Origin of the sequence: Bacteroides helcogenes P 36-108 (genome assembly GCF_000186225.1) — a bacterium.
Taxonomy (GTDB): domain Bacteria; phylum Bacteroidota; class Bacteroidia; order Bacteroidales; family Bacteroidaceae; genus Bacteroides; species Bacteroides helcogenes.
Genome location: NC_014933.1, coordinates 77,757 through 95,305, shown reverse-complemented (window position 1 = coordinate 95,305; position 17,549 = coordinate 77,757). Strand labels below are relative to the sequence as shown.

10 protein-coding genes are annotated in these 17,549 nt (G+C 43.9%); all 10 read left to right on the top strand.

Annotated features, from left to right (window positions below; genetic code table 11):
- Window positions 1–13: 13 nt before the first annotated feature.
- On the top strand, window positions 14–973 hold the full coding sequence (locus BACHE_RS00335; RefSeq protein ID WP_013545734.1) for a phosphatidylinositol-specific phospholipase C: 960 nt from the start codon (window positions 14–16) through the stop codon (window positions 971–973).
- Between the two features lie 129 nt (window positions 974–1,102).
- Window positions 1,103–1,930, top strand: coding sequence for an ROK family protein (locus BACHE_RS00330; protein ID WP_013545733.1), 828 nt, complete (start codon window positions 1,103–1,105; stop codon window positions 1,928–1,930).
- Window positions 1,931–2,067: 137 nt separating this feature from the next.
- The gene (locus tag BACHE_RS00325; RefSeq protein WP_013545732.1) at window positions 2,068–5,247 is read left to right on the top strand and encodes a SusC/RagA family TonB-linked outer membrane protein; all 3,180 of its coding nucleotides are present in this window, start codon (window positions 2,068–2,070) and stop codon (window positions 5,245–5,247) included.
- 21 nt (window positions 5,248–5,268) lie between these two features.
- Window positions 5,269–6,909 carry a RagB/SusD family nutrient uptake outer membrane protein gene (locus BACHE_RS00320; protein ID WP_041579523.1) on the top strand — a complete coding sequence of 547 codons (1,641 nt, stop codon included), beginning with the start codon at window positions 5,269–5,271 and terminating at the stop codon, window positions 6,907–6,909.
- A 195-nt stretch (window positions 6,910–7,104) separates the two neighbouring features.
- A complete protein-coding gene (locus BACHE_RS00315; RefSeq protein WP_013545730.1) occupies window positions 7,105–10,035 on the top strand; it encodes a GH92 family glycosyl hydrolase in 2,931 nt (976 codons plus the stop codon).
- A 16-nt stretch (window positions 10,036–10,051) separates the two neighbouring features.
- Window positions 10,052–10,915, top strand: coding sequence for an endonuclease/exonuclease/phosphatase family protein (locus BACHE_RS00310; protein WP_013545729.1), 864 nt, complete (start codon window positions 10,052–10,054; stop codon window positions 10,913–10,915).
- 50 nt (window positions 10,916–10,965) lie between these two features.
- Window positions 10,966–12,108, top strand: coding sequence for an alkaline phosphatase (locus BACHE_RS00305; RefSeq protein WP_041579522.1), 1,143 nt, complete (start codon window positions 10,966–10,968; stop codon window positions 12,106–12,108).
- Between the two features lie 12 nt (window positions 12,109–12,120).
- Window positions 12,121–13,758 (top strand): MGH1-like glycoside hydrolase domain-containing protein, encoded by a 1,638-nt coding sequence (locus BACHE_RS00300; protein ID WP_013545727.1) that lies wholly within the window; start codon window positions 12,121–12,123, stop codon window positions 13,756–13,758.
- 16 nt (window positions 13,759–13,774) lie between these two features.
- Window positions 13,775–15,226, top strand: coding sequence for a glycoside hydrolase family 125 protein (locus BACHE_RS00295; RefSeq protein WP_013545726.1), 1,452 nt, complete (start codon window positions 13,775–13,777; stop codon window positions 15,224–15,226).
- Complete coding sequence (locus BACHE_RS00290; protein WP_013545725.1) at window positions 15,223–17,544, top strand: glycoside hydrolase family 20 protein; 2,322 nt, start codon at window positions 15,223–15,225, stop codon at window positions 17,542–17,544. Before BACHE_RS00295 ends, BACHE_RS00290 begins: the two co-directional genes overlap by 4 nt.
- The last annotated feature ends 5 nt before the right edge of the window (window positions 17,545–17,549 follow it).

The following is a 17,549-nucleotide window of genomic DNA, read 5'->3' as shown; positions in this document are numbered from 1 at the left end:
ATTTTTAGTACAGATGACTATGAAACAGAAGATAACGGTTTTTCTTTGTGCAGTGTCTTTAATGGTGCTGACATCATTCTCGACACTGCGGGCCGATAATGCGGACAGAACGGAATGGATGAAGGGTGTCCAGGATACCGCCTTGCTATGTAGGCTCTCTATTCCCGGCACGCACGATAGTGGAGCTATGACTGGTGGTCCCTTTTTGCAGACACAGGGTGTGGGTATCTCGGAGCAGTTGGCACAGGGCATCCGCGCTTTTGATATCAGATTACAGGAGAGGGAAGGTAAGTTAGGAATATTTCATAGCCATGTGTTCCAACGCATTTATTGGGAAGAAGATGTGTTGCCGGTTTTCGTGGCTTTTTTACGGGCACATCCTTCTGAAACTCTGATTGTGTCGCTGAAGAAAGAGGGTGGGGCATTGCGGGACTATGCTTCCCTGCTGTCCGCTTCTTTGCGTGATTCTGTATATCAACCTTATTTTATTGCAGATTTTCGTCCGGAACTGAGACTGAAAGAATGTCGTGGGAAAATTCTTTTTTTGCACAGAGACTCTGCGATGAATAATTATCCGGGAGCTGCCTGCATCGGTTGGAAAGATAATTGCTCTTGCTTACTGACGCTTCGTGACAAGAGGGGCCGAGAGGGGTATGTCTTGCTTCAGGACGAGTATCAATATCAGTCGGACAAAGAAGCTGATAGAAAAATTGACGCCTGCATCTGCAATTTCGAGAGGGTATCCGGTGAGTCGGCCTCTTTGTGCAGGTGGGGAATTTCTTTTGTGAGTGCCACAGGATTGCCTTTGGGGACTCCCCGCACTTTTGCTGAGAAGATAAATAAACCGGTGGCGGATTATATAGAGAGGGCGGGCAGGCGGAACTATGGCATTGTGTTCATCGATTTTGTCGATGCTCCGGGAGGGAATGCATTGGTGGAGAACTTGATAGGCAGTAATTTCGCAGAAATGTGATTTTAGTTTTCGGGGACGATTAGACATGTTTGCGCAAAAAGAAGATTTAAATGCGCAAAAGGGAATGCCGAAGGGTGGGGATTCCTTTATTTTTGCTCCGACAAAAATCCTTTAAAGAAAGAATATATCATGAAACTCGCAATTGATTTAGGAGGAACCAATATAAGGATTGCCCAAGTGGAAAATGCCAGGTGTCTGAACAAAATGTCAATAGCTTGCCTGGCGCAGCAGGATGCTTCTGCGGTACTTAGTCAGCTTTTCCAACTGATTGAAGGCATGATGAATGAACAGGTGAATGGCATCGGAATAGGTGTTCCTTCCATTGTTGATCCGGAAAAAGGGATAGTATATAATGTGGCGAATATTTCTTCCTGGAAAGAAATTCATTTGAAAGCGATTTTGGAGAAGAAGTTTGGAGTGCCGGTTGCCATTAATAACGATTCTAATTGTTTCGCTTTGGGTGAAAGCCTGTTCGGTGAAGGTAAGCCATACGCCAATATGGTGGGTGTTACCATTGGAACAGGTATCGGAGCAGGAGTTATTGTGAATCGTCGTTTGTATTGCGGACAATACATGGGAGCCGGTGAGATAGGGTCGTTCCCATATCAGGATACTGATTTTGAACATTATTGCAGCAGTTTCTTCTTTAAGCGATATGATACGACGGGAGCAGCGGCAGCCGAAAAAGCGGAGAAAGGAAACCAAGCCGCATTGAAAATCTGGAAAGAATTCGGGCTGCATCTGGGCAATCTGGTAAAAGTAATCCTTTTTGCCTATGCTCCTCAAGCTATTGTTTTAGGCGGAGGCATTGTGTCGGCTTTTCCTTTCTTCAGAGAGACGATGGAAGGTGAAATGAAAGACTTTCCTTACAAAGTCATCTTGGATGAGTTGAAAGTGATTCCATCTCAAAAAGAAGATATTAGTTTGCTGGGAGCTTCTGCTTTGCTGGATAACTGAATCTAAAGTTACACTGATTTTTATCTTAAAATAAACGAAAAACCTTTGTAATGCAGTTGTAATGTAGTTTTATGAACTTTGCTGTTTTTTAAACTATAATGTGATTGTATAATATTATAAACTTAAAATTTACATGCATGAAACGAACAAATCTTAGAATCTATCGAACGATTCTTACCCTGATTTTAGGGCTGTTCTTGTCGGTTGGTGCTTTTGCACAGCAGATTTCAGTGAAAGGAACAGTGAAAGATCAAATCGGTGAACCGATTATTGGCGCCAATGTCTTGGTGAAAGGAACTACCGTTGGAGTGGTTACAGACATTGACGGTAAATTTGAATTGCAGGCGGCGAAGAATGCTGTTCTGGTTATCAGTTTTGTAGGCTTCACGAATCAGGAGGTCACGGTTACAGGAAAGGCTTTGACGGTAATAATGAAGGAAGATACCGAACTGTTGGAAGAAGTGGTGGTGCTGGGTTATGGTGCGAGTGCACGCAAGCAAGACTTGTCTGCTTCCGTAGGTGTGGTAAGTAATGCCGACGAGTTGGCTGTGCGTCCTGTGACTTCTACTGAAAGTATGCTGCAGGGGCAGTTGCCGGGAGTTACCATTCAGTCGGATGGAGGCGATCCTACTTCTTCTCCGAATATCGTTATTCGTGGGCAGGGTTCGGCAAAAGATGATGTATTGTGGGTGGTAGATGGTGTTCCCGGTGCTCCCATAGCTTCTATGAACGATATTGAAAGCATCGTTGTCTTGAAAGATGCCGCATCGGCAGCCATCTATGGCGCTCAATCCGGTGCGGGAGGTGTAGTTTTGGTTACAACGAAGAAAGCCAAAGAAGGAGCGCCTGCTTTGGTTTACGATGGCACTTTCGGCATTCGTCAGGCTGCCAACCTGATTGAGCCTCTGAATGCGGAGCAGCAGATAGAGATGCGTAAACAGTCTTATGCCAATGCCGGTATGACTTTGCCCACCGGTTGGGATGTTACCAAAAATCCGTGGGTGGGCACTACCCGTACGGACTGGATGGATGCCATTTTCCGTACTGCTTTCTACCAACGTCATAATGTTGCCCTGAATGTAGGTGCAGACAATTACAACAGTCGTATTTCCTTTGCCTATGACAATGATGAAGGTGTGCTGATCAATACTTTTAACAAGAATTTATCTTTGCGCTACAATGGAAAGATGAAACTGAACAAGTGGGTGACTATCAGTGAAGACTTTGTTTGGAAAAACACGGAATCACGTTCTAAAGATACGGATAATGATGGTTATACAGGCCCTATCATTTCTGCCATTTATATGCCTGCCAGCGCTTCTATTTATAATGAACTTGATGGAAGTTACGGAGGAACCACTACCGAAGATCCGGCTTATATTGCCAAGTATGGCTCCAATTTTGCGGATATTCATGGTGACGCCGTGAATCCTGTTCGTTTGTTGGAGGCTGAAAATAGATATAATAAAACCAGCGATATTTGGAGCACCACCAGTCTGGAGATTGCTAATGTGGTTCCGGGACTGAAGTTCACCAGTCGTTTCACTTATAATTTGAATAGTAATTTATATAAGAACTTCAATCCCATCCGTGACGAGGTAGGTAAGCCGGCTTTATCAAACTCTTTGACGGAAACGACCTATCGTGCCGATGCCTGGAAAACGGAAAATACTTTGACCTATGACCATACATTTGGCGAACATACGATCGGAGCTTTGTTTTCTACTACTGCCGATCATTATAGCCGTCGCGGACTGGAAGTAACAGGCAAAGACCTGGCTGATGAATCAACCTATCTGCAATATCTTGCTTATGCGGGAACTACTCAGGCCACTGATTATCTGACCGGCCCTGACGCCAATGTGTCATTGATTGCCCGTTTGGCGTATTCTTATAATGACCGTTATTTTGTGACTGCTTCATGGCGTCGCGATTATGCGGGTCGTTTACCTAAAGAGAACAATAGCGGTGACTTTCCTGCAGTGACATTGGGCTGGAAAATCTCTAATGAGAAGTTCTTTAAGAAAAGTGACTTTATCAGCTTGTTGAAATTGCGCGCATCTTGGGGACGCATCGGTAATCTGGGTTCCATATCCTATAATTATAAATCACCGTTGCTGGGAAAAACTTTTTGGTCTGAATCTGCGCAGTATGGTGTGGAGTCGGGGCTTACTTGGGGTAACCTCGTTTATAACTATAAGGCTTTGAATTCTGCCTTGACTTGGGAGACATCAGAACAATATGACTTGGGCTTGGATATGGAGTTGTTCAAGAACCGTTTGTCTGTATCTTTGGATTATTTTGATAAACGTACTTTTAACTTGATTCAGGAACGGGAAATGGAGTGGCCTACTACTATGGGGCTGAATCCTTTGGTAGTCAATCAAGGTGAAGTCCGTAATCGGGGATTTGAGGCACAGCTTAGTTGGAATGATAGAGTCAACAAAGACTTCTCTTATTTCGTAACGGGCAACTTTTCTTACCTTAAAAATAAGGTCTCGGACATCGGCTTGAAAAATGCGGATGGAACTTCGGGCGTTTGGACGAACAGCAAGAGTTTTCGTGGCGTTCCCTACATCTATCAGACTGCCGAGGGTGAACCTTTGAACTCTTACTACCTGGTTAAGACAGACGGTATCTTCCAAAGTGATGCAGAGGCTGCTGCCTGGAATAAGGAGCATGGGGCTTATGTGACCAATTCTGATGGTACGAAAGAATGGGTGGGTATTCAACCGAATGCTAAGGCAGGCGACTTGAAATTTGTAGATGCCAACGGTGATGGCAAGATTACGGACGCTGACCGTCAATACATGGGTAATGCTACACCTGAAACCACATTTGCTTTGACATTGGGCTTTAGTTATAAGAAGTTTTCCTTCAGTGCCATGCTTCAAGGTGTAGGTGGTGCACAAGCTGCCTATGTGGGTAAGTATATGTTGCTGAGTGATGTAGAAGGTAACTTTAATCGTTCCAATGAGATATTGAATGCATGGAGTCCTACGAATACAGGATCCGATATTCCCCGCCTCTCAAAGAATGATCCGAATGGAAACTTCAGCACAGCGTCTGATTGGTATTTGGAAGATGCTTCTTATCTCCGTTTGAAGAATGTCACCCTTTCTTATGACTTGACAGATGTGCTTCGCAAGTGGTCTCATCTGAATGAACGTAACAGCCGTATGTCTGTATATCTCAGTGGCGAGAATTTGGCTACCTTTACCGGTTATTCGGGTATGGATCCTGAGTGTGGTGGCTGGGATGCCATGAAATATCCTATATCGCGTGTATTTTCTGTTGGCGTAAAATTGACTTACTAATTTATGAAAGGAAAGAATGTTATGAAAAAGAATATAATATATATTGCAATGTCTTCTGCATTGCTTCTGAGCTCGTGCAGTGAGTTCCTTGATGTGCAGCCCGAAGGAGATGCTACCATCACCACTTACTTTACGAATGACCAACAGGCTATTGATGCTGTGGATGCTTTGTACGAACGTTTCCATCAGGAAGGAGTCTATGGACGTGAACTGTTCTGGGAACAGGGTGGCGCTTGTGATGTGGTCTGGGGTAAGACACGTAGCTATCCATCTCTTGCAACGTTGAAATATACAGGAAATGAATCTCCTTTGAGTGGTGTTTTTGATAAGATGTACGTAGTGATGTCTCGTTCCAATTGGGTTATCAAGCAATTGACTGACAAGGCTGCTTCCACTACCTTGACCGACATTGAGAAACGCAGTCTTGGCGAAGCTTATTTTACCCGTGGATGGGCACATTTTTTGATAGCTTACCGTTATGGTACAGACAAGCAAGGTGTGCCGTTCATACGCTATGAAGATTATGCAAGTCAGAATGAATATTATTCCATTCCACCCCAGCAGGCATCTGTCATAGATGATTACACGTATATTATTTCGGATATGGACAAAGCTATAGAGTATTTACCTAAGTTCGAAGAATATGGAGTTGACGACAGGGGGCGTGCGCATGATGCGGCTGCGGTAGCTTTCAAGGCAAAGGTATATGCTTATTGGGCTACTTGGGATGCTACCCAATGGAATAATGTCATCAGCATGGTGAATACTCTGGAAAGCACCTATGGCCGTGACTTGGCTGATACTTATGCCCAAGTATTCTCTTCTGATTTCTCTGACTTTTGGAATAAGGAGTATTTGTGGACTATTCCGGGTAATGGCGGTTCTACCGGTGGTGGCTCCGAGTTTCCGGGCGTTATTCTTGAAAATAAAGCCTGGGGAAAATACAATGGTTGGGGACAGAATAAGCCGTCTTATGACATTTATGCTGAAATGCTGAAGGATGGCGAAGGTAATGACCGTCTGAAACGCTCTATCCTGGAGTATGGACAAGAATTTCAGTTATTTGGTGAAACTCGTACTTTTTGGTCAACTTCAGATATTGAGTCAGGTTTTATGATCAATAAATATATGGACCCTTTCAAACATGCCGATGCTGCTGATAAAGGATATGTCAATACAAATGGTGACTGGCCTACTGCCCGTATCAACTTTCCTGTTATTCGTTTTGCAGAGATGCTGCTGTTTCGTGCAGAGGCTTACCTGATGACCGGACAGGCAGACAAGGCTACTGCCGATTTGAACCGCATTCGCAAGCGTTCCAATTTAAATTTGCTGGCGGGTACTGCTACAATGACCGATTTATATCATGAACGTCGTTGTGAACTTGCGTTCGAGTTTACCGACCATTTATTCGATTTGAAACGTTGGCATCGTTCCGGAAACGCAGAAATCAAAGCATTGGCGGCTGCTGAACTGAATGCCCATCCGAGTGTACGTCACTATGAGGACCGTCAGGATCCGGCATCTGCATGTACGGTAGCCGATTATGAGGATTATAAAGATAAGACTGCATATCAAGACTATATGATGGTATTTCCTTATCCTTCCCAACAAGTGGATAATTCGAATGGCAAGTTAAAACAAAACGAGGGCTATAATTGATTCTCTCCCTTGGAGAATGTAAATAAAATCAGAAAAATAGATCATTGCCATTGATCTGGTCTGCAAGGGATAATATCTATGGATATTGGTCCTTGCAGATTTTTTTATTACTTTACAGAAGATTGTGTGCCAAACACTACCTTTGGTGCATGGAAGGGAAAGTATTCCCTGCAACTTTTCTTAATATGCAATCAGATGAAACAGAAAGAATTGATATTTTCCATTGCTGTGTTGCTGTTCTGCGGCTCTTGCTCGTCGGGCAAGCAGTCTCTCGTTGACTATGTGGATCCTTTCATCGGAACCGGCTTTCATGGTCATACTTATCCGGGAGCCACTGTTCCTTTCGGTGCAGTGCAATTGAGTCCTGATACTCGTGCCGGAAACTGGGATGCCTGCTCCGGATATCATTATGACGATGCCAGGTTGAAAGGTTTTTCACATACGCACCTCAGTGGAACCGGCTGTATTGATCTTGGGGATATATTGTTCCGTCCCACTACTCAAAAAACGGACTTGACTGCAGAAGATTTTTGTCCTCCGGCTATTTTTTCCCATAAGGATGAGAAGGCATCAGTTGGCTATTATTCGGTTATACTGAAGGATGAGGGTATAAAGGCGGAATTAACGGCGACTACACATGTTGGTATGCACCGTTATAAATTTCCTTCAGATAAGACTGCTTCTGTTATTATTGATTTGGCGCATCTGCTTGACAATGAGTATGTTTATGGAGCTGAATTGGAACAGACGGCAGCCAATGAAATAACAGGTATGCGGAAAACCAGAGGATGGACGGATAACCAATACATTTATTTTGTCGCTCAATTCTCTAAACCTTTCCAGACTGTCCGATTTGTAGAAGATAGGAAGATTATTTCTGTTGAAACAAAATCGGCGGGAACCAAGCTGCAGGCTGTCCTTACATTTGATGTTAAAGATAAAGCTCCTGTTATTGTAAGGGTAGGGTTGTCTTTGGTAAGCGTGGATAATGCACGTGAGAATTTGGAACATGAAGTGAAGGATTTCGATTTTGATGCAGTGTGCGCCACCGCCCGGAATGCTTGGGAGCAGGCACTTGCAGCCATTACCGTGGAGGGAGGCAGTGCCGACGACTTGAAGAATTTCTATACTGCCATGTATCACACTATGGTTGTACCCAATACGGTGAGTGATGTCAATGGTGAGTATCGCCGTCATGATATGCGGGTGGGGAAGTTGCCCGAGGGTAAAGTGCAATATTCTACATTCTCCCTTTGGGATACTTTTCGTGCATGGAATCCTTTGATGACATTGATCGATACTACGTTGGTTAATAATATGATTAATTCTTATCTGGATATTTACGACGCTTCTGGTGAACTTCCCATTTGGCCGCTTTCTGCCGGAGAGACGGGGACGATGATCGGATACCATTCGGCTTCTGTTATCGCTGATGCTTACTTGAAAGGAATCAGAGGGTTTGATGCGGAAAAAGCATTGGAGGCAATGGTCGCTTCTTCTGAAAAGAATAAAAAAGGCGCTGATTACTATATAAAATATGGTTTTATTCCTGCGAATATAAAAAGGGAATCTGTTTCTTGCCTGTTGGAATTTGCTTATGATGACTGGTGTATTGCACGCATGGCTCGGGAGATGGGGAAAATGGATATTTATGAAAAGTACATCGGACGTTCTCAAAACTATATCAATGTTTTTGACGGATCTACAAAGTTCTTTCGTGGCAAGCGGATGGATGGCAACTGGGAAGTTCCTTTCAATCCGTTGGAAGTAGGACGTGCTTATACGGAAGCTACTGCTTGGCAATATCGTTTCTTCGTACCTCACGATGTAAATGGAATGATGCAGTTGTTTGGTGGGAAAGAGGCTTTTATCACTGCGCTCGATTCTATATTCGTCACAGACTCCACGGTGCAGGGTGATCTTGTGGATATTACCGGCTTGATAGGTCAGTATGCCCATGGAAATGAGCCGAGTCATCACATTGCCTATTTGTATGATTATGTAGGGCAACCTTGGAAGACACAGGAAATGACGCGCCGGTTGCTACATGAAATGTATCAGCCTACCCCGGAAGGTATTGTTGGCAATGAAGACTGCGGGCAAATGTCTGCATGGTATATACTTTCCAGTTTGGGAATTTATTCTGTTTGTCCGGGAAGCAATGAATTTGCTTTGACGGCTCCTTTGTTCGAGAAAGCAGCAATAAAACTGGCAAATGGAAAGAGACTGACCATTCTTGCCAATAATCCGGGCAAGAATATTTATATCAGTAAAGTAGAATTGAATGGCAAACGGATAGATGCTAATTTCATTACCTATGCTCAATTGATGGAGGGAGGGGAATTGTGCTTTACTTTATCTGGCAAGCCGGATAAATCCAGAGGAGTCTCACAAGAATCTTCCCCTTACTCTTATACCGGAGAGAAAGTGGTTTCCATTCCTTATGTAGATAAGGATCTGAATTTGTTTGCGGATAAGATAACGGTGGCTTTTGCTACGACAACCGAGAATGCATCAATCAGATATACTTTGGATGGAAATGAGCCGACAGAAGAATCTTCGCTTTATGAGAAACCTTTTGAACTGGATAAGACATTACTGATTAAAGCGAAGGGATTTAAAGAGGGCTTCCTTCCGAGCAGGACTTTGTCTATAATGGCCACTAAAGCTGAATTGAAAGCTTCGCTTCCAGTGTACCCTGTGAAGAACGGTACGGCCTATAAATATTTTGAAGGAGTTTGTCAGAAAGTCACGGATATTGAGAGAATGTCATTGCTTGAGACAGGCATTATGCCGGAACCATCCATTGAAGATGCCCGGAACAAGGATCATTTTGGCTATATATTCTCTGGATTGATTAATGTACCCGAAGATGGAGTCTATACTTTTCAGACGCGTTCGGATGACGGCAGTGTCTTGTATATAGGAGATGAAATGGTAGTGAATAATGATGGTTCTCATGCCGCTATTTCCGCTACTGGAATGATTGCTTTGAAGAAAGGTTTTCATCTGTATAAGCTTTATTATTTTGAAGATTATGAAGGGGAACATTTAAGCTGGGCCTGGAAGATTCCTTCTGCAAAAGAGTTAGTGCCGATTCCTGCTTCTGCTTTATTTGTGAATTAATTAATAATAGATTGATATGAAAAGAATTATTTTGTTACTTTTACCACTTTGGGCTGCGTCATGCGGGCAATCGAAGAAGCCGGTATCTGCACCGGACCCTGTAAATGTAATGTCTTTCAACATTCGTTATGATAATCCGGAAGACAGCCTGAACAATTGGAGATACAGAAAGGATAGAGTGGCGACGGCTATCCGCTTTTACGATACGGATTTATTGGGTACGCAGGAGGTGCTTCACAACCAATTGAAGGATCTTCAAGAATGTTTACCGGAATATGGGGTGGTAGGAGTAGGTCGTGAAGATGGAAAGGAAAAAGGCGAGTATAGCGCACTCTGGTATAAGAAGGATCGCTTTGTTTTACTTGATTCTGGAAACTTCTGGTTAAGCGAAACACCTGGTGTAGCCGGTTCCAAGGGGTGGGACGGTGCTTGTGAGCGCATCGCTTCATGGGCAAAACTGAAGGATAAAGTTTCCGGTAAAGAATATTTTGCGTTGAATACCCATCTGGATCATGTAGGAGTGGTGGCACGTAGTGAGGGAATAAGACTTATACTGGACAGAGTGGATGAACTGAGCAATGGATTGCCGGTGATTGTCACCGGGGACTTTAATGCAGATCCGGAGTCGGATGTAATTAAGCATGTGACCGATCCTGCCAATCCAAGGCATTTGACAGATGCCCGTATGGAATCTCCTGTTGTTTATGGTCCGGCGTGGACTTTCCATGATTTTGGAAAGATCCCTTATGATCAGCGTCCGTTGATTGATTATGTATTTGTACGTAATGGTCTGAAAGTATTGAGGTATGGCGTTTTGGCCGAAACGGAAGGTAATGCTTTCTTGTCAGATCATTCACCTGTGCTGGTAACAGTAGAGTGACTGTTGAAAAAAATGTAAATAAATATAATACCCTATTTTAAATGATAATGATGAAAAATGTATTGAGAAACAGTGTCTTTGCTGTTTTGATGATTGGATTATTACCTGTCGGTGTGTTGGCGCAAAGCCGTCGTGACAAAGAGCAAACTTATGTATTGGAACAACCTTATGAAGTGACCAGAATAACACCGCCTCAAGGGAAGAAAATAAAAAATGTCATTTTAATGATAGGTGACGGCATGAGCCTTATGCACGTATATTCAGCATGGACTGCCAATCGCGGCAAGTTGTTTTTGGATAATTGCCAGGTTGTAGGACTCTCTAAAACTTACTGTGCCGATAAGTTGATTACTGATTCTGGCGCGGGCGGTACAGCCATGGCGGTAGGGCAGAAAACCAATTATCACAGTGTGGGTGTAGATACTCTGGGACGTCCTGTGCCATCACTGGTTGATTTGGCTGCTGCCAAGGGAAAATCTACCGGTATTGCAGTGACTTGCCGTCTGTGGGATGCTACGCCTGCTGATTTTTGCTGTCACAACAAAGACCGTGATGCGGAAGCTGAGATTGTGACTGATTATGTGAACAGTCCGGTAGATTATGTATTTGGCGGTGGCTCCAAACTATTTGAGAATCGTGCGGACGGACGAGACTTGTTCAAGGAACTGCGTGCCAAAGGATTCAGTACACCTCGGAATTGGAAAGAGCTGGAAGCTGTAAAGAAAGGTAGGGTATTTGCCGTTACCGATACGGTGGATACTCCGCTTCCTTCTGTGCGTGGCAACCTTCTTGCACGTGCTTCGTTGAAAGGGATTGAATTGCTGAATCAGAATAAGAATGGTTTCTTTATGATGATTGAAGGATCACAATTGGATGACTATGGACACTTCAATGATCTTGATCTATTAATGCAGGAAACACATGACTTCGACCGTACCATTGGGGCTATCTACCAATGGGCAGCCAAAGACGGTGAAACATTGGTGATTGTTACTGCCGATCATGAAACGGGTGGCCTTACATTGGTGGACGGTGATTTGAAAGACGGTAAAATTATCTGCAAATTTTCTACAGGAGGTCATAGTGGTGTGATGGTTCCGGTATATGCTTTTGGGCCCGGAGCGCAAGAATTCACCGGTATTTATGAGAATACTGCTATTTTTGATAAGATAAAGAAATTGCTTGACTTATAAACTAAAAAGAATATGAATCCCATTATTGTGCAGACACACTATGCAGGCGCTTTGCGTACTTTACTCATCTTTTGCCTGCTTTTCCCGGCAGTTCTTTTGCTGAAAGCCCAAAGTTGTGGCAATGATGAAAAATATCACCTGCCTTATAAAAATACGTATGTGAAAGAACCATTGGTCACAGAAAATGAATATCGTGTGTCAAAGCCTGATCCGCTTGAACCGAAAAGCTTCGAAGAAGCGCGGCAGATACTTCCAAATCCTATTTGGGACGGACATGAAAAGGAATTGGAGATGTATTGGAGGGCATGGGAAATAGCTGTAGGCAACATTCGGACCCCTCAGCCGGGATCAGGTTTTGTGTCGAGCTATCTGGATACAGCCTATAATGGCAATATCTTCATGTGGGATTCTTCTTTTATCCTGATGTTTGCCCGGTATGGTGCGCGATTCTTTCCTTTCCAGCATACCTTGGATAACTTCTATGCCAAGCAGCACCCGGATGGCTTTATTTGCCGTGAAATAAAGGCCGACGGTTCCGACTGCTTTGAACGGTATGATCCCGTCAGTACAGGACCGAACCTGATGCCTTGGTGTGAAATGGTTTATTTTCACCAGTTTGGCGATACGGAACGTTTGCACAAAATTTTTCCGGTGCTTTGTGCTTACTACAAATGGTTGAAACTGAATCGTACATGGCGGAATGGAACATACTGGTCCAGCGGATGGGGGACGGGCATGGACAATATGCCTCGCGTACCGGCAGGATATAGTCCTATTTATAGCCACGGACACATGATTTGGCTGGACACTAATCTCCAGCAGCAGTTTACCGCTAATCTGTTACTTGAGATGGGATTCTATCTGGAACGTTGGCAGGAAATCGAAGAATTCGAGGATGAAGCAAAGATGTTGGGAAAATACATCCATGACAATCTTTGGGATGAACGGACAGGTTTCCTTTATGATCAATACGCTGATGGTACACTTTGCAGCACCAAAGGAATAGGTGCTTATTGGGCATTGTTTACCAATGTTCTGGATAAGGGACAACTTGACCGTATGGTGAAAGAATTGGATAATCCGGCAACGTTCAATCGGAAATACCGTATTCCCTCTTTGTCGGCAGATAATCCTAAATATAAGGAAAACGGGCGTTATTGGCAAGGTGGAGTATGGCCGGGAACAAACTATATGGTGATGCAGGGGCTTATAAAGAAAGGCTACCGCAAACAGGCGAGAGAGATTGCCGTGAATCATTATGGCGAGGTGTTCGAAGTATATAAGAATACAGGAACTTTTTGGGAGTATTATTCTCCGGAGAAAGCAGAGCCCGGATTTATGGCAAGAAAAGAATTTGTAGGGTGGGCAGGGCTTCCTCCTATTGCCGAATTGATAGAGTTTATCCTTGGTATTCAGGGAGATTACATCAATAAGAAGATTGTCTGGGATATGAACTTGACGGAGGTTCATGGAATTGAGCGTTATCCTTTTGGTCCGGAAGGACTTGTCTGTCTGAAAACCGAAGCTCGCCGTTCTGCAAAGGAAGAACCGCGTATTACCGTAGATACCAATATTGATTTTGAATTATTGGTGCTCTACGGTGGTAAAGAGAAAAAAATAAGTGTAACTTCTGGTAAGCATACCTATTAAAACAAGTATATCAATTATGGGAAAGAATATGTCACGACGCCATTTTCTGAAGACAAGTGGACTCGCTTTGGCTGCTATGGCTGTCAATCCTGCTCTGACGTTTGCCTCATCTGGGATGCCGGAAGGGAAGTACATGTCCCGAAGACCTGCTAAGGACAAGAGACATTTTACCTCCAAAGCAGTGGAGGCTGCTATTGAAGAGAACAAAACGAAGATTAAAGATGATAAGCTTCGCTGGATGTTTGAGAATTGTTTTCCCAATACGCTCGACACCACCGTCAGGTATAAGATGAGGAATGGAATACCTGATACATTTGTTATAACAGGAGACATTGATGCCATGTGGCTGCGCGACTCTTCTGCACAGGTATGGCCGTATCTTCCGTTGATGAAAGATGATAAAGAATTGCAACTTTTGATTGCGGGGCTTGTTAACCGGCAGGCGGAATGTATTCGCATAGACCCTTATGCCAATGCGTTTAATGACGGTCCGTTGGGGAGCTATTGGGAAACGGACCATACGCAGTATATGGCAAAAGAACTGCATGAGCGTAAGTGGGAAATAGACTCCTTGTGTTATCCTATCCGTTTGGCCTATCATTATTGGTCGCTCACTAAAGACACTGCTATTTTCAGTTCGAATTGGCACGAGGCAATGAAGTTGGTTGTTCAGACCTTTAAGGAGCAGCAACGTAAACAGAACCTCGGACCATATAGCTTTACACGTGACTGTGACCGGCCTACCGATTCGCAGATAAATGGCGGCTGGGGTGCACCTGTTAAGCCTGTCGGACTGATAGTTTCTTCTTTCCGTCCGTCAGATGACTCTACGCAATATGGTTTCCTGATCCCTTCCAATATGTTTGCCGTGGTATCCTTGCGCCAATTGGCGGAGATAGAAACGGTGGTTTATAAGAATGGAGATTTTGCAGCGGAATGCATCGCTTTATCTGATGAGGTGGACAGTGCAATCCGCAAATACGGAACTTTCAATCATCCGGTCTGCGGACGTATCTATGCTTTCGAGGTGGATGGTTTTGGCAATGCTCTCTGCATGGATGATGCCAATGTGCCCAGTCTGCTGGCTGCTCCATATCTGGGGTATTGTTCCTGTAAAGATGCTATTTATCAGAATACCCGTAAAATGATATGGAGCGACAATAATCCCTATTTCTTCAAAGGAAAAGCCGGTGAAGGTGTGGGGGGGCCTCATGTGGGACTGGATCACATCTGGCCGATGAGCATCATTATGAAAGCTTTTACAACGGATGATGTTCAAGAAATACGCGCTTGTCTGAAACAACTGCGCGATACGGACGGAGGAACAGGCTTTATGCACGAGTCTTTCCATTCGGAAAATGCAGGGAAGTTTACCCGTTCCTGGTTTGCCTGGGTCAATACATTGTTCGGTGAACTCATTCTCAGAATAATCAGGGAGCATCCCAATCTTTTATCCCAAGCATTATGAAAAGAGTTTATTGGTTAATCGTTGCTTTATTTCTTTTTTTCTCTTGTAGAGGAGAGAAAATTTACTCCGTGGAGAATTATAGCATTATACCTATACCTGATGAGGTAATACCGTTGCAGGGCGAATACATTTTGCAGGGGGAAAAGACAGTGGCTGTTTCCTCGGAAGAAGCTTCTATGAAAGTTTTTCACTATTTAAAGGATGTGTTGAAGAACACTTCGGTCACGTTGAAGAATGTTCCTCAATCCGGATTGGCCGATATTTGCTTTTCAATAGATAATTCTCTTCCCGATGAGGCTTATATTCTGAAAGTATCTCCTGATGGCATAAAAATCAGCTCTAACAGTACGGCAACAGGATTGTTTTACGGAGTTCAGTCTCTGTTGCAGCTTATGCCTGTGGATATTTATGATCCCGACAGGAAGTATGGAGGGAAAATTGGAATCCCGGCAGTCAGCATAAAGGATGCTCCGCGCTTTTCATATCGCGGAGCCATGATGGATGTCGGCCGTAATTTTCAGCCAAAGGAAGAGGTGATGAAGTTTCTTGATTTGATGGCATTCTATAAGTTGAATAAGTTTCATTTTCATCTGACAGATGATCAGGGCTGGAGAATAGAAATAAAGAAATATCCGAAGTTGACTGAAATAGGCTCATATCGTAAACAAACCCAGGTAGGGCATTCCGATTTTTATTATCCGCGGCGTTTCGATGGAGAGGCGCAGAGAGGATATTACACGCAAGAAGACATCAAGGAAATTGTGAAGTATGCTTCAGAGCGTTTTATCACAGTTATTCCCGAAATAGAAATGCCCGGACATGCGTCTGCAGCTTTGGCGGCTTATCCTGAACTTTCTTGTGGCTTGGGAAAGAAATACGTAGTACGTGATTATTTTGATGTCTTTGACGAAGTGTATTGTCCTAAAGAAAACACTTTTATTTTTCTGGAAAATGTCCTTAAAGAAGTTATGGAGCTTTTTCCGAGTCATTACATCCATATCGGCGGAGATGAATGCCCGAAAAAGGCATGGAAAGCATGTACTCACTGCCAGATGCTGATGAAACAGGAAGGATTGTCTGATGAGACGGCCTTGCAGAGTTGGTTTATTCATCGGATAGAGCGCTTTGTTAATGATAGAGGCCGCAGTATTATCGGATGGGACGAAATCTTGGAAGGAGGGCTTGCTCCTAATGCTACGGTTATGTCATGGCGTGGGGAAGAAGGAGGCATTGAAGCTGCCCGCCAAAAGCATAAGGTTATAATGACTCCCGGTGGGAAATGCTATTTTGACCATTATCAGGAAAGCCCGGAGTTTGCGCCATTGGCTATTGGCGGTTTTCTGCCGCTGGATACTGTGTATGCCTATAACCCCCTACCTGTCGGGCTGACTCCTGAGGAGCAGTCTTATATAATCGGAGTGCAGGCTAATGTTTGGGGAGAATATATCCGTACTCCTGAGTATTTTGAATACATGGCTTTTCCTCGTTTGCTGGCAATGGCCGAAGTGCAGTGGACACAGCCGGAAAAGAAGGATTTTAAGTCGTTTGCCCACAGATTGGATAAAGAATTCAGAAGATTGGATTATTATAAAATAAATGCTTGCCGTAATTTTTATGAAGTGAATCAGACGGGTGCATGGAATGATTCGAGACAGGTTTATGAGGTGACTTTGCAAACCTTCTGTCCTGATACTGAGATTCATTATGCTATCAATGACTCTACAGTAACGGTTGAATCTCTTATCTATAAGGAACCGATACGTCTGGGCGAAGATGCAATAGTTTATGCAGCCGTTTATAAGGCGGGAAAGGCCTTGGGCAAGGTAACCTGTAAAGGCTTTGTGGTGAATAAGGCAACCGGCTGCAAGTATGAATGCAATCCGGAAGCGGGGTGGGAACATTTGAATAAGGGATTCGGACTGACTGACGGGCGGTGCGGATATGCTCATGACATGCGCCGTTGGATCAGTTTCTATCAGGACAGCGTACAGATAGTTGTGGAAATGAAGAAGCCGCAGTACATTCAAAAGGTGGCGCTTTCTTCTTTGTGGCGTCCTTTGAATGCAATCTGGCCGATAAGGGCATTTAGCGTTTCTGTTTCAATGGATGGGAAAACATTTGTTCCGGTAGGCAAGAAAAATCCGACTTATGATTTTACCTTGACGGAAGGTACACGTTTTCCTGTCTCTCTTTCCTTCCCAGAGATACAGGCGGTGTTTGTGCGCTTGGAGTTATTAGGTGGCGGTTTGTGTCCTGAAGGGTATTATAGTGAAGGACAACAGAGCGAACTGGCGATAGATGAGGTGGAAATATATTAGAATTT

Excerpts from the sequence above, each read along its gene's own strand:
- BACHE_RS00325 (WP_013545732.1), top strand. The coding sequence starts at position 2,068 with ATGAAACGAACAAATCTTAGAATCTATCGAACGATTCTTACCCTGATT.
- BACHE_RS00320 (WP_041579523.1), top strand. The coding sequence starts at position 5,269 with ATGAAAAAGAATATAATATATATTGCAATGTCTTCTGCATTGCTTCTG.
- BACHE_RS00315 (WP_013545730.1), top strand. The coding sequence starts at position 7,105 with ATGAAACAGAAAGAATTGATATTTTCCATTGCTGTGTTGCTGTTCTGC.
- BACHE_RS00330 (WP_013545733.1), top strand. The coding sequence starts at position 1,103 with ATGAAACTCGCAATTGATTTAGGAGGAACCAATATAAGGATTGCCCAA.
- BACHE_RS00290 (WP_013545725.1), top strand. The coding sequence starts at position 15,223 with ATGAAAAGAGTTTATTGGTTAATCGTTGCTTTATTTCTTTTTTTCTCT.
- BACHE_RS00300 (WP_013545727.1), top strand. The coding sequence starts at position 12,121 with ATGAATCCCATTATTGTGCAGACACACTATGCAGGCGCTTTGCGTACT.
- BACHE_RS00310 (WP_013545729.1), top strand. The coding sequence starts at position 10,052 with ATGAAAAGAATTATTTTGTTACTTTTACCACTTTGGGCTGCGTCATGC.
- BACHE_RS00335 (WP_013545734.1), top strand. The coding sequence starts at position 14 with ATGACTATGAAACAGAAGATAACGGTTTTTCTTTGTGCAGTGTCTTTA.
- BACHE_RS00295 (WP_013545726.1), top strand. The coding sequence starts at position 13,775 with ATGGGAAAGAATATGTCACGACGCCATTTTCTGAAGACAAGTGGACTC.
- BACHE_RS00305 (WP_041579522.1), top strand. The coding sequence starts at position 10,966 with ATGAAAAATGTATTGAGAAACAGTGTCTTTGCTGTTTTGATGATTGGA.